Genomic DNA, 12,803 nt, shown 5'->3' on the forward strand with positions numbered 1-12,803 from the left:
TTTCTTTCATCGTTTCTTTGGCATAAAGCCTGCAAAAGCTTTGCCGGAGGAGCGACAAACAATGAATAACGCCGACAAGGCGATCCACCTGTGCAATTGCAACGGCACGGTGCCATTCGATATCACACGCCTGACCGATGCGCTCGCGCTGGATGCGCCGCTCGAGGTCGGGCAGCAACTGTGCCGGCGTGACGCGCATACGTTCGCGCAGCGGCTCGGCAAGGCGCCCGAGGCGATCGTTGGCTGTACGCAGGAATCGGCACTGTTGCGCGAGCTGGCGGACGACGCCGGCAGCGCATCCGGCGTCACCTTCATCAACCTGCGGGACATCGCCGGACGCAGTGCGCGAGGTGCCGACGTGCAGCCTGCACTCGCGGCACAGCTTGCGATGGCGCGGCTGGCCGAACCGGCACCGGTGCCGGCCGTGAGCTACGAATCCGCCGGCCAGTTGTTGATCATCGGCCCGGCCGGCGCCGCGCTGGGTTGGGCGCAGCGCGCGCCGCAACAATATGGCGAGCGCCTCGCGATCAACGTGTTGATCACCGACAACGATCGGACCGATCTGCCGGTGCGCCGCGATTACCCGGTGGCCAGCGGTCGCAATGTGTCGGTCGCCGGCTGGCTCGGTGCCTTCGAGGTGAGCTGGCAACGCGCCAACGCGATCGACCTCGATGCCTGTGTTCGCTGCAATGCCTGCATCGACGCCTGTCCGGAAGGCGCCATCGGCTATGACTATCAGGTGAGTGCCGCGCGCTGCACCGGTCACCGCGCGTGCGCGAGTGCCTGCCGCGACATCGGTGCCATCGATTTTTCCGCCGTCGGCGCACCGCGCAGCGAAACCTATGATCTCGTGCTCGACCTGTCAGAGCCGGCGCTGATCCGCATTCCGCACCCGCCGCAAGGCTATCTGTCACCCGGGCGCGATCCGCTCGAGCAGTCGCTGGCGCTGCAGCAGATTGCCGCCCTGGTCGGCGAATTCGAAAAGCCGAAATTCTTCACCTACAAGCCGTCGATCTGCGCGCACAGCCGCAACAGCAAGCAGGGCTGCAACCAGTGCATCGACGTCTGTTCGACCTCGGCCATCCGCGCCGAGGGTGATGGCGTGTTCGTCGAGCCGCATCTGTGCATGGGGTGCGGTGCGTGTGCGACAGTTTGTCCCACGGGTGCGATGCGCTACGCCTACCCGTCCGCGAGTGATGTTGCACTGCGCATCAAGACGGCGCTGAAGGCCTGGCGCGCAGCAGGTGGCCGCGCGCCGCGCATCCTTTTCCACAGCGAAACGCGCGGCGAAGAGCTGATTGCGCTGGCCGGACGTCATCGCGGGCTGCCGGCTGACGTGCTGCCGGTGGCCGTGCATGACGTCGCTTCGGTCGGCCTCGAACTGATGTTCGCGGCGCTGTCCTACGGCGCTGCACAATGCGTCATTCTGTCTCAAGGCGACCAGCCGGACGCCTATGGCGCGGCGACCGCGGCACAGATCGGCATCGGTCGCAGCGTGCTTGAGGCGCTTGGCTACCCCGCGTCGGCACTGGCGGCCGTCACGGCCGATGACGCGGCGACGCTGACGCAGGCGCTGGGCACGCTTCCCGCGGCCGGCATGTCCTGTCCGCCCGCGTCGTTTGCGCTGCCGGCCGAAAAGCGCGGCGCACTCGAGTTCTGTCTCGAACACCTGGTGCGCCACGCGCCGGTGAAGGCAGACACGATCGCGCTGCCGGCGGGCGCCCCCTTCGGTTCGGTGAATATCGACCGGGCGGCCTGCACGCTGTGCATGAGCTGTGTCGGCGCCTGTCCGGCGTCGGCGCTGATGGATGGCGGCGAACGGCCGGCGTTGCGCTTTCTCGAACGCAACTGCGTGCAGTGCGGCCTGTGCGTGAATACCTGTCCCGAAAACGCGCTGTCGCTCCAACCACGCCTGCTGATCGGTGATGCCGTGCGGCGTGAACGCATGCTGAACGAAGCCGAACCCTTCCACTGCATCCGCTGCAGCGCGCCCTTCGGCACGAAGCAGATGATCGACGCAATGACCGGCAAGCTGGCGGCGCACTCGATGTTTGCCGGCGGTGATGCACTGCGTCGGCTGCAGATGTGCGCCGATTGCCGCGTGATCGACTTGATGCACAGCCCCGGCCGCGAAACTTCGGTGTTCGATCTATGACCACCGAAACGCAACTTCGCCCGATGGCTTTCGTCCGTGATCCGGTCGGCGACGAAGACATGGCGCGTGCCAACCACTACGCGCTGATTTCGCGACTGTTTCACGCGGCACCTGATGCCGCGCTGCTGGACACGCTGGCCGCGCTGGGCGACTGGCCGGCCGACGATGGGGCGCCCTCGGTCGAAGCGATGTTGATGGCAGGCGCTTGGAACGCACTGTGCGCGGCCTCGTCCGCCATGGACGCTGCTGCAGCACAGGATGAATTCGACGCCCTGTTCGGCGGTGTCGGCCGCCCGCAGGTCGTGCCATTTGCATCTTTCCATCTCGCCGGTTTCGTCAACGAGAAGCCGTTGGCCAGATTGCGCGATGACCTGGCCGTGCTCGGACTGCAGCGCGCCGCAGGTGAATCCGACCCGGAAGATCACATTGCCGCACTGGCCGACGTGATGCGCCTGCTGCTGACCGACACGACGCGCAGCGAAGCGGACCGCACAGCGGTTCAGGATCGTTTTTTCGCGGCCCACATCGAGCCCTGGTACTGCGCACTCATCGATGCGATCGAAGCCGCACCCGAGGCAAATTTCTACCGGCGCGCCGGGCGTTACCTGCGCTGCTTTCTCGACATCGAGAGTGCTGCGCGGCAGATCGAGGCCTGACGCCATGCCCGAACAACACATGCTCCGCACAACCCGCAGCGACCACGACAGGAGGACTTCACGATGACTGACAAGGACAACCTCAAGACCAACCTCAAACGCAGGCATTTCCTGCTGACCGCAGGTGTCGGTGGCGTGGGCGCCGCAGCCGCCGTGGTGGCGGTGCGCTCGACCGGCGACGCAGCGCTGGCGACCGACCTCACGGCAAAGAACGAGACGAGCGGTTATCGCATGACCGAGCACATCGCAAATTACTACCGTACCGCACGCGTCTGACCGGAGGAGACCGACCATGACCCTGACCCGCAAATCCGCCACCGCCTCGCGCGGCGGCTCGCGCCTCGCGCGCGCCGTGTCGGCTGCCGCGCCGCGCACGATGGACCGGCGCACCTTTCTGAAGCGCTCCGGCATGACGGCCGGTGCCGGCGCCTTCGCGTCGGCGCTGCCATTCTCCATGGTCGAGCGCGCCCGGGCCAGCGATGCACCGGCGACCGGGGGCAAGGTCGAAATCAAGCGCACGATCTGTACCCACTGTTCGGTCGGCTGCGCCGTCGATGCCGAAGTTGTGAATGGCGTCTGGGTCGGGCAGGAGCCGGTGTTCGACAGCCCGATCAATATGGGTGCGAACTGCGCCAAGGGCGCGTCGATCCGCGAGCACGGTCACGGCGAGCACCGCCTGCGCTACCCGATGAAGCTGGTCGATGGCAAATGGGTGCGCATGTCGTGGGACGACGCGCTGACGGAACTGTCGGCCCGGCTGATGAAGCTGCGCGAAGAAAGCGGACCGGACAGCGTGTACTGGATAGGCTCGTCGAAGCACAACAACGAGCAGGCGTACATGATGCGCAAGTTCGTGTCGATGTGGGGCACCAACAACTGCGATCATCAGGCGCGCATCTGCCACTCGACCACGGTGGCCGGCGTGGCGAATACGTGGGGGTATGGTGCGATGACCAACTCCTACAACGACATGCAGAACTCGAAGGCCATCCTGTTCATGGGATCGAATGCCGCCGAGGCGCATCCGGTGTCGCTGCTGCACATCCTGCATGCGAAGGAGAACGGCGCGAAGATCGTCGTCGCTGATCCGCGCTTCACCCGCACGGCGGCCAAGGCCGATCACTTCGTGCGCATCCGCTCCGGTTCGGACATCGCCATCCTGTACGGCGTGCTGCGGCACATCTTCGAGAACGGCTGGGAGGACAAGCAGTACATCGACGACCGCGTGTTCGGCATGGACAAGATCCGCGACGAAGCGATGAAGTGGACGCCGGAGAAGGTCGAGGAAGTCAGCGGCGTGCCGGACGACCAGGTGAAGCTGATCGCTGAAACGATGGCGAAGAACAAGCCGTCGACCGTGGTGTGGTGCATGGGCCAGACGCAGCACACGACCGGAAATGCGATCGTGCGCATGATGTGCAATCTGCAGTTGGCACTGGGCAACGTTGGCGTATCGGGCGGCGGCACCAACATCTTCCGCGGCCACGACAACGTGCAGGGCGCAACCGACGTTGGTCCGAACCCGGATTCGCTGCCCGGTTATTACGGCATCGCGGCCGGCTCGTGGAAGCACTGGGCGGGCGTGTGGGGTGTCGATTACGAGTGGCTCAAGGGGCGTTTCGCATCCCAGGCGCTGATGGAAAAGTCGGGTATCACGGTGTCGCGCTGGATTGACGGCGTCACCGAGAAGAACGAATTCATCGACCAGGACCCGAATCTGCGTGCCGTGGTGTTCTGGGGTCATGCGCCGAATTCGCAGACGCGTGGCAAGGACATGCTGGAGGCCATGAAGGCGCTCGACACGCTGGTCGTCATCGACCCTTATCCCTCGGCCACTGCCGCGATGGCGGCGAGCGGCCGCAAGGATGGCGTGTATCTGCTGCCGGCCGCGACGCAGTTCGAGTGCGAAGGCTCATGCACTGCGTCAAACCGTTCGATCCAGTGGCGTGAAAAGGTGATCGAGCCGCTGTGGGAATCGAAGCCCGACCACACCATCATGTATCTGTTCGCGCAGAAATTCGGTTTCGCCGACGAGTTCACGAAGAACGTGAAGGTGACGAACAACGAGCCAAGCGTCGAAGACATCCTGCGCGAAATCAACCGCGGCACCTGGACCATCGGCTACACCGGTCAGTCGCCGGAACGGCTGAAGATCCACATGCGAAACATGCAGGTGTTCGACCCGAAGACGCTGAAGGCCAAGGGCGGCATCGACAAGGAAACCGGCTACGTGCTCGACGGCGAGTATTTCGGTCTGCCCTGGCCGTGCTACGGCACGCCGGAAATGAAGCACCCGGGCTCGCCCAATCTGTACGACACCTCGAAGCATGTGATGGACGGTGGTGGCAACTTCCGCGCCAACTTCGGCGTCGAGAAGGACGGCGTAAGTCTGCTGGCCAATGACGGCTCGGCGTCGAAAGGTGCCGACTTGCAGTTCGGCTATCCGGAATTCGACCACGTGCTGCTGAAGAAGCTCGGCTGGTGGGATGACCTGACCGACGACGAGAAGAAGAAGGCGGAAGGCAAAAACTGGAAGACCGACGTGTCCGGTGGCATCCAGCGGGTCGTGATGAAGGTGCACGGCTGTCATCCTTTCGGCAATGCAAAGGCACGTGCGGTCGTCTGGAATTTCCCTGACGCCGTCCCACTGCACCGCGAACCGCTGTTCTCGCCGCGTGCCGACCTGGTCGCCAAATACCCGACGCACGACGACAAGAAGGCCTTCTGGCGTCTGCCCACGCTGTACAAGAGCGTGCAGGACCAGTTCGCAAACGTCGGCAAGGACTACCCGCTGATCATGACCTCCGGTCGATTGGTCGAATACGAGGGCGGTGGCGACGAGACGCGTTCCAACCCGTGGCTGGCGGAACTGCAGCAGGACATGTTCGTCGAGATCAACCCGCGTGCAGCCAATGACCGGGGCATCCGCGACAAGGACATGGTGTGGGTGAAGTCACCGACCGGGGCGCAGATCAAGGTGATGGCGATGGTGACCGAGCGGGTCGGCGCCGATACGGTGTTCCTGCCGTTCCACTTCGCCGGCCACTGGATGGGCAAGGACCTGATCGACAGCTATCCGGAAGGTGCGGCCCCGGTGGTGCGCGGCGAGGCGGTGAACACTGCCACCACGTACGGTTACGACGCGGTGACGATGATGCAGGAAACCAAGACCACGGTCTGCCAGATCGTCAAGGCCTGACGCGGGCGCGATGAAACAACGCGGGGCGGCGCGCGGGCAGCGCACCGCCCCGGAGAACGGAGGAAGCCATGGCAAGAATGAAATTCATCTGTGACGCGGAGCGCTGCATCGAGTGCAACGGTTGCGTCACCGCGTGCAAGAACGAACACGAAGTGCCCTGGGGCGTGAATCGCCGGCGCGTCGTGACCATCAACGACGGCGTGCCGGGCGAGCGATCGATGTCGGTTGCCTGCATGCACTGTTCCGACGCGCCCTGCATGGCGGTGTGTCCGGTCGATTGCTTCTATCGCACGGATGAGGGTGTGGTGCTGCACGACAAGGACCTGTGCATCGGGTGCGGCTACTGCTTCTACGCCTGCCCGTTCGGCGCGCCGCAGTTTCCGCAGGCAGGTGCTTTCGGTCTGCGCGGCAAGATGGACAAATGCACCTTCTGCGCCGGCGGCCCTGAGAAGAATGCGTCGGAAGACGAGTTCCGCAAGTACGGACGCAACCGCCTTGCCGAGGGCAAGCTGCCGCTGTGCGCCGAAGTGTGTTCGACCAAGGCACTGCTCGGTGGCGACGCCGATGTGCTGGCCGACATCTACCGCCAGCGCGTCACCACGCGCGGCAAGGGCGCCGACATCTGGGGCTGGTCGACCGCCTACGGCAAGCCGGACGCTCCGGCCCAGCAACCTGACGCGGGGGGCAAATCATGAGACGACTGACCGGGTCAGTTCTTTTCGCCGCCATCGCGGTGGCGCTGGCCGGCTGCGGCGAGCACGAACAGGTGGTGGTCTACAAGCAGGGCCAGTATCAGGGCAAGCCCGACACCAAGCCGTGGGACAACGAATCGTTCGCGGGTGACCGTACGCAATGGGAAGCCACCATCAAGGCGCGCAACCAGAGCCAGAACGAATACCGCCGCATCAACGGTTAGGAGGCTGCTATGACTCATCACTTCTCATGGCTGGTCCGTCTGCTGTGCTGCATCGGTGCGTTGATGGTGCTGCCGTTACAGCCGGCGCTGGCGGCCGATGTGGCCGAGCAGGCGACCAGCCAGCAGTTCCAGCCGTTGAACAACGCACCGGTGTGGCGCGAAGTGCGCTCGGGTGATGCGCATTACACGTCGGTCAAGGGGGTCGAGACCGGTGTGCTGATCCAGTCGGGTGGCCAGACCTGGCGCGCGTTGCGCAACGGGCCGGTGATGCTGTACGGCGGCATTGCCTTCTGCGCCATGGTGATACTGCTGGCGGTGTTCTTCAAGCTGAGGGGGCCGATCATGCTGTCCGGTGCGAAGAGCGGCCGTCTGATCCATCGGTTCAATACGCTGGAGCGTGCATCACACTGGGCGATGGCGATTTCGTTCTGCGTGCTCGCCGTCAGCGGACTGGTGATGCTGTTCGGGAAGCATGTGCTCCTGCCGGTGTTCGGCTACTCGCTGTTCGCCACCGTGGCCGTGGTGTGCAAGAACGTGCATAACTTCATCGGACCGCTTTTCATCCTGTCGGTGGTCGCGTTCATCGTGCTGTTCATCAAGGACAACGTCTGGCAGTCGATCGACGCACTCTGGATACGCAAGGCGGGCGGCTTGCTGACCGGTGAACACGTGCCATCGCATCGCTTCAACTTCGGCGAGAAGACCTGGTTCTGGCTGGGCGTGGTGTTCCTGTCACTGACGGTCGGCATCAGCGGTCTGGTGCTCAATTTCCCGAACTTCGAACAGGGACGCTGGGTGATGCAGACCGCCAATATCGTGCACCTGATCGGCTCGCTGGTGGTGATGACGCTGTCGCTTGCGCATATATATATAGGCAGCATCGGCATGGAGAGCGCGCTCGACGGGATGAAGACCGGCTACGTCGACGAAACCTGGGCCAGAGAACACCACGAACTCTGGTACGACGAAGCGATGAAAACTCAACCCGCGACACAGCCGGCAGGTGGAATGCCTGTCACGGCCCGCGTCTGATCGGAGGACTACGCATGAACAGGATAGTGGTGTTGATGATTGGCGCGCTGCTCACCACCGGAGCGCTGGCCAAGTTGCCTGAAATGACGGAAGAACAGAAGGCTGCCGCGGCCGAGAAGAAGGCAAAGGCGGCTGAAAGCGACAAGAAGGCAGCCGAATTGCTGGCCGCCTCGCAGGATGCGGTGGCAGGAAAGTACATTGAACGGATGAAGGCGCAGGGCATGACCGTGACGCCGACGCTTATTGCACCTCCAGCTGCACCCCCAGCGCCGTCCGCCGCTGCGCCGGCCGCCAAGTAAGCCAACTCACGGAAACGACAAAGGCACCGCAAGGTGCCTTTGTCGTTGTGGTCGCAGCGGCCCCGGCGCTGCGGGGCACCGCCACTTACCCGCCGAAGCGGTAACGAACGCCGATCCAGCCGGCACGCGGGGCACCCGGCGCATAGAAGGTTTCATCGCGCCAGTTGTTGTCGTCCGGATCGAAACTGTTGTTCGGGCCGACGAAGGGGTTTTCGCCGATCTGGCCAGCGGTGAAATAGTGTTTGTCGAACACATTGTTCATGCGGGCGAAAGCCGACCATCCCGCGCCCAGCTGAGCCGTTGCCACAAGGTTGACCACGCTGAAGCCGGCCGTCTTGCCACCTTCGTCGTGCTGGTTGTTTTCGTTGCCGCGCACATAGACGCCGGAGTGCGTCACGATGTCGGAACCGAGCGTCAGCCATTGCGTGGGGCGCCAATCCAGCCCCACCTTGAAACTGTGTTCGGCGATGCCCGGAATGCGGTCACCGGACGTGATGCGGATATTGTCGGCGCCGCAAGAGGCGTCCTGCGCCGAATTTTCCGGCGAGACGACGCACTCACCGGAGCGGTAGGTCGCATCCACCCAGGTGTAGCCGGCGCGCCAGGCCATCTGGCCGTACTCACCCCCCATGCCCAGTTCGATGCCGTGGCGCTGTGTCTTGCCGAAGTTCTTGAAATAGCCCTGGCCAACCGTGTTGCTGGACACGAACAAGATGTCGTCCCGGCTCACTGAACCGAAAGCGGCCGCGTTCCAGCGGATCGGACCTGCGACGCCACGGATGCCGAACTCGATGCCCCGGGTGACCACCTGGTCGAGTCGCGGATCGGCCTGCATCGCGTTGGGCAGCTTGCATGGTTCGTTCGGGTCGGAGCAGCCCAGCTCGATCGGACTGGGCGCGCGATTTCCCTGCTGCGCATTGGCGTAGATCGTGACTGCCGGGGTCAGCGCATAGGTGGCGCCGATCGCGGGATTGATCTTGCTGTAGGTGTAGTCGCTGTTGAGACTCGAGGTGGCATCCAGCTGGTCGGTGGTTTTCACGCTGGTGTGGTTGTAGCGCGCCGACATTGATACGGCGGCTTCCGGAACCGGCTTCCAGGTGCCGGTGGCGAACAGGCTCCAGGTCTGCGTGCGGCCGCGCAGCTTGGGATCTGGATCCTCTTCCGTGTCGGTTGGGTTCACCGAGCGGTCCGGATTGAAGTCACCCTCTTGTTCTGTCTGCTGGAAGCGGGTACGACTGTGGTCATAGGTCGTACCGACAGCCAGCTGACGGTCTTCCAGAATCTTTGCCCACTGTGCGCTGAAACCGTAGCCCTGCTGGCGCGTGCGCGTGCGGTTGAGTACGCCTTCCGGGTCGCCCGGGGCGGCGAATTCGTCATTGGCATCGCCATTGAGCGTGCGTACGTTGTTCGTGCGGACATAGACCGTACCCGACAGTTTGTGCACGTCGTCCAGCCAGTAGCCGCCATTCAGCGACAGCATGGTCATCCGGTTTCGGGTGTTGTCAGGCGACGTGAAGATCGATTTCCGCCGCTGTTCGTAGAAGGACAGTGGCGTCAGGCCGTTGCCGATCAGATCGCTGTTTGCGTGGGTGAGGTTCAGGTCCAGTTCGTGTTTCGCCGAGCGGTGCGAAATTTTGCCGAAGAACTGATTGACGTCCGACGGCGAGGAATCGCGCCAGCCGTCTTCCTTGAAGCGCGTCGCGGTGAAATACCAGCCCAGTTCACCGTTGTTGCCGCCGTGCTCGGCGGTGACTGCGTGACGGCCGAAGCTGCCGGTGTAGGCTTCCAGCCCGGTGCCGGCATGGCTGAAGCCGTCCTTCGTGCGGATCGCCAGCGCGCCGCCAAGCGTGTTCAGGCCGAACAGCGGATTCGAGCCCGGGATCAGGTCCATCGATGCGATCGCGTTGCGCGGGATCAGGTCCCAATTCACGACGTCGCCGAACGGTTCGTTGATGCGCACCCCGTCCTGGTAGACGGAGAGCCCTTGCGGCGTGCCGAGCAACGGGCTTGCCGTAAAGCCACGGTAATTCACGTCGGCCTGGTAGGGGTTGCCCTGGATTTCATTGACATTGACGCTCTGTAGCTGGCTGCCGAGCAGTTCCGGCAATCCTGCTGCCCCGGTGTCGCGCAGTCGATCGCGGCGGATCGACTGTACGTTCGACGGAATCTCGTCCTTCGGCCGGTCAAGACCGGGGATCGGCGATGTGCCGACGACTTCGACGGTCGGGGCAACCGTCCGAACTTCCGCTGCAATGGTGGCCGAAGTGCCAAGCAGGCTGGCAACGGCTATTGCAAGCGGCGTCAGACGCAGTCGTGCTGCGCCGTGGTGTGTGTTCAACTGAAATCTCCTCGGGTTGCGTCGCGCGCCACTCTGCGAGGCGCTACGTCTGCAGTCGCAGGGCGCGACCGCAGCGGACGATAGCGAACGCTCTCCGGGAAAGATCGGGAAAATCTCCCGACATCGGGAGTTCTTCCCAATGGTTTGCGAACGAAGTTCAGTCCTGCTTTGGTCCGAGCGGAGGCACAACGCCTAGCCGAAGAGCCAGATGAACCAGTGCCGCCGAGGTACCGACACCGAGCTTCTCCTTGATGAGAGCTTGATAGTTGGCGACCGTCTTCTGGCTGAGGTTGAGCATCGTGGCGCACTCGGCGGCCGACAGACCTTGTGCGAGGAGGCGGAATACCTCGAACTCACGCGGCGAAAGATCATTGATGATGGAGCGTTCGGCATCGGGCGAACGAAGCTCGAATGCCTTCCTGACGTCCGTGCTCAGGTAACGCTCACCGCGCGCAACGTGGCGAACGGCTTCGAGAAGCACCTCTGGCGCGCTGCGTTTACTGATGAAGCCACTGGCTCCGCTTTGCAACGCCTTCTCCACAACAACGGCTTCATCATGGACGCTGAACACCAGTACCCTGGCACCCGCATCACGGGCTCTGATCCTGCGTATCAGGTCGATGCCGCTTGACCCAGGCAGCGAGAGGTCTGTCACCGTCACCTTGGGCGCATGTGCCGTGTAGGCGAGATAGCCTGAATCGGCATCTTCGGCCTCGGCGACGACGTGAATATCGCGACCTGTTTCAAGCAATCGGGCATAGCCCGAGCGCACGATGGGGTGGTCGTCGACGAGTAATACCTCAATCATGGTCTGCGGCCTTAAGGGATTCGATGGCGCCTGCGCTTACAGGATGTTGAAAGCTGCAACTCACCATGACACCGCCCAGCGAGCTCTTGTCAATTGTCAGTGAGCCACCGAGCATGGATGCTCGCTCGCCCATGCCCATCCAGCCCAGACCTGGACGCACTCTGGCTGCGTCGTAACCGCTTCCGTCATCTTCGATGGCAAGCTCGACGGTATCGGTTTCAGCATGATGACTGAGGACGATCCGGACATGACTGGCATTGGCGTGCTTCATCACGTTGGAAAGAGACTCCTGGATGATGCGAAAGACCGCGATGTTGGCGTCTTCTCCAAGATCCTCAAGCTTTCCGCGGGGAAGCAGGGCACAGTTTATCGTTGATCGCTCTTCCCATGATTCGCACAGCGACTGCACGGCCCCGAGCAACCCTAGGCTGTCCAGACTCGCCGGACGCAGTTCGTAGAGCAATCCCCGCACCGTCTGGTAAAGGTCGTCCGCTGATTCAGCAATGCGGTCAGCCGCGCGCTTCTCCGCTGAACGGTCTTCAAGGTGGTCGCGTAAAAAGACGGCGTCGATGCGTATCGCGTTGCAGCACTGCCCGAAATGGTCGTGAAGCTCATGCGCAAAGCGCCGTCGCTCGGCCTCCTGGAGGCCGATCAATGCCTGTGCGAGATCGCGGTTGCGTGCGGCAAGCCTCTTCAACCGTCTTTCGGCGGCAACGCGTGATGCCAGTTCGTGCCGCGCGTCGCGCCATCGCATTGCTGAAAAAAGTGTCAAGGCAACCGTCAGGCCGAGCAACGCAATGAACAACTCGTCCGCCTGCACGACTTCATATCGTAAGAGCAGCGTATGAAAGCGCTCATAAAGCTCTGCTCGCGAGCTTGCGACAAATGTAATGGCGGCCGTGGCCACGATGAGCGCAAGCTCGATCCGGTACCGGTGTTTCCTTAGGTAGGTTCTTTTCATTCGCCTATATATATGTGCGTGTCTGGGTGGCCGGACGTCCGTAGCTGTACCCGAGATGTCTCATGCATCTCCGCGGCACCACCGTGGATGCGCCTAGTCCCTTCATCCATAGCAAATCTATCAGACGGGGTTGACGTTACTGATGCGACCAGTCATAATCTTTTTCTCTCGAACGCGGGGTGGAGCAGTCTGGCAGCTCGTCGGGCTCATAACCCGAAGGTCACAGGTTCAAATCCTGTCCCCGCAACCACCGAACCAACAGCGGTGAGAACGAGAGAATAAGTTGTCGCAGAATCGAAATTGTGTTACAGTCTCGTTTCTGTGCTGCACGAAATTGCAGCGAAGCTCTTTAAAAACACAAACAGCCGATAGGTGTGGGCACGGCATGGTTGTAACGGCGTGTGGATGTCGTTTCGGGGGAACCTGGGGTGATGGAAAT

11 protein-coding genes and 1 tRNA gene are annotated in these 12,803 nt (G+C 62.8%); 9 read left to right on the forward strand and 3 right to left on the reverse strand.

Features of this window, described 5'->3' with window-relative positions; translation table 11 throughout:
- The first annotated feature begins 61 nt into the window (after positions 1-61).
- The 8 genes from NMQ14_RS15085 (at position 62) to NMQ14_RS15120 (ending at position 8,257) form a co-directional block, all read left to right on the forward strand.
- Complete coding sequence (locus NMQ14_RS15085; RefSeq protein WP_257097437.1) at positions 62-2,155, forward strand: 4Fe-4S binding protein; 2,094 nt, start codon at positions 62-64, stop codon at positions 2,153-2,155.
- Between the two features lie 23 nt (positions 2,156-2,178).
- Positions 2,179-2,811 carry a molecular chaperone gene (locus NMQ14_RS15090; protein WP_257097439.1) on the forward strand — a complete coding sequence of 211 codons (633 nt, stop codon included), beginning with the start codon at positions 2,179-2,181 and terminating at the stop codon, positions 2,809-2,811.
- A 63-nt stretch (positions 2,812-2,874) separates the two neighbouring features.
- On the forward strand, positions 2,875-3,087 hold the full coding sequence (locus NMQ14_RS15095) for a formate dehydrogenase (RefSeq protein WP_257097441.1): 213 nt from the start codon (positions 2,875-2,877) through the stop codon (positions 3,085-3,087).
- 16 nt (positions 3,088-3,103) lie between these two features.
- Positions 3,104-6,010 (forward strand): formate dehydrogenase subunit alpha, encoded by a 2,907-nt coding sequence (locus NMQ14_RS15100; RefSeq protein ID WP_257097443.1) that lies wholly within the window; start codon positions 3,104-3,106, stop codon positions 6,008-6,010.
- 68 nt (positions 6,011-6,078) lie between these two features.
- Complete coding sequence (gene fdh3B, locus NMQ14_RS15105) at positions 6,079-6,705, forward strand: formate dehydrogenase FDH3 subunit beta (RefSeq protein WP_257097446.1); 627 nt, start codon at positions 6,079-6,081, stop codon at positions 6,703-6,705.
- Positions 6,702-6,926 carry a hypothetical protein gene (locus NMQ14_RS15110; protein ID WP_257097448.1) on the forward strand — a complete coding sequence of 75 codons (225 nt, stop codon included), beginning with the start codon at positions 6,702-6,704 and terminating at the stop codon, positions 6,924-6,926. Before fdh3B ends, NMQ14_RS15110 begins: the two co-directional genes overlap by 4 nt.
- 9 nt (positions 6,927-6,935) lie before the next feature.
- Positions 6,936-7,958, forward strand: a complete 1,023-nt coding sequence (locus tag NMQ14_RS15115; RefSeq protein WP_257097450.1) for a formate dehydrogenase subunit gamma — start codon at positions 6,936-6,938, stop codon at positions 7,956-7,958.
- 35 nt (positions 7,959-7,993) lie between these two features.
- A complete protein-coding gene (locus NMQ14_RS15120; RefSeq protein WP_257097452.1) occupies positions 7,994-8,257 on the forward strand; it encodes a formate dehydrogenase in 264 nt (87 codons plus the stop codon).
- 85 nt (positions 8,258-8,342) lie between these two features.
- Here NMQ14_RS15120 and NMQ14_RS15125 read toward each other — a convergent pair whose 3' ends face one another.
- From NMQ14_RS15125 to NMQ14_RS15135, 3 genes are all read right to left on the reverse strand, one after another.
- Entirely contained in the window at positions 8,343-10,595 is a 2,253-nt protein-coding gene (locus NMQ14_RS15125) for a TonB-dependent receptor (RefSeq protein ID WP_257097454.1), read from the reverse strand.
- 157 nt (positions 10,596-10,752) lie between these two features.
- Positions 10,753-11,403 carry a response regulator transcription factor gene (locus NMQ14_RS15130; protein WP_257097456.1) on the reverse strand — a complete coding sequence of 217 codons (651 nt, stop codon included), beginning with the start codon at positions 11,401-11,403 and terminating at the stop codon, positions 10,753-10,755.
- Positions 11,396-12,364 carry a sensor histidine kinase gene (locus NMQ14_RS15135; protein ID WP_257097457.1) on the reverse strand — a complete coding sequence of 323 codons (969 nt, stop codon included), beginning with the start codon at positions 12,362-12,364 and terminating at the stop codon, positions 11,396-11,398. The genes NMQ14_RS15130 and NMQ14_RS15135 overlap by 8 nt, the downstream gene beginning before the upstream one ends.
- 173 nt (positions 12,365-12,537) lie before the next feature.
- Here NMQ14_RS15135 and NMQ14_RS15140 point away from each other — a divergent pair.
- Positions 12,538-12,614, forward strand: a tRNA-Met gene (locus NMQ14_RS15140).
- Positions 12,615-12,803: the final 189 nt, after the last annotated feature.

The organism is Methyloversatilis sp. XJ19-13 (assembly GCF_024580155.1).
Taxonomy (GTDB): domain Bacteria; phylum Pseudomonadota; class Gammaproteobacteria; order Burkholderiales; family Rhodocyclaceae; genus Methyloversatilis.

Coding starts and splice junctions, on each gene's coding strand:
- NMQ14_RS15085 (WP_257097437.1), top strand. CDS start 62: ATGAATAACGCCGACAAGGCGATCCACCTGTGCAATTGCAACGGCACG.
- NMQ14_RS15090 (WP_257097439.1), top strand. CDS start 2,179: ATGGCTTTCGTCCGTGATCCGGTCGGCGACGAAGACATGGCGCGTGCC.
- NMQ14_RS15095 (WP_257097441.1), top strand. CDS start 2,875: ATGACTGACAAGGACAACCTCAAGACCAACCTCAAACGCAGGCATTTC.
- NMQ14_RS15100 (WP_257097443.1), top strand. CDS start 3,104: ATGACCCTGACCCGCAAATCCGCCACCGCCTCGCGCGGCGGCTCGCGC.
- fdh3B (WP_257097446.1), top strand. CDS start 6,079: ATGGCAAGAATGAAATTCATCTGTGACGCGGAGCGCTGCATCGAGTGC.
- NMQ14_RS15110 (WP_257097448.1), top strand. CDS start 6,702: ATGAGACGACTGACCGGGTCAGTTCTTTTCGCCGCCATCGCGGTGGCG.
- NMQ14_RS15115 (WP_257097450.1), top strand. CDS start 6,936: ATGACTCATCACTTCTCATGGCTGGTCCGTCTGCTGTGCTGCATCGGT.
- NMQ14_RS15120 (WP_257097452.1), top strand. CDS start 7,994: ATGATTGGCGCGCTGCTCACCACCGGAGCGCTGGCCAAGTTGCCTGAA.
- NMQ14_RS15130 (WP_257097456.1), bottom strand. CDS start 11,403: ATGATTGAGGTATTACTCGTCGACGACCACCCCATCGTGCGCTCGGGC.
- NMQ14_RS15135 (WP_257097457.1), bottom strand. CDS start 12,364: ATGAAAAGAACCTACCTAAGGAAACACCGGTACCGGATCGAGCTTGCG.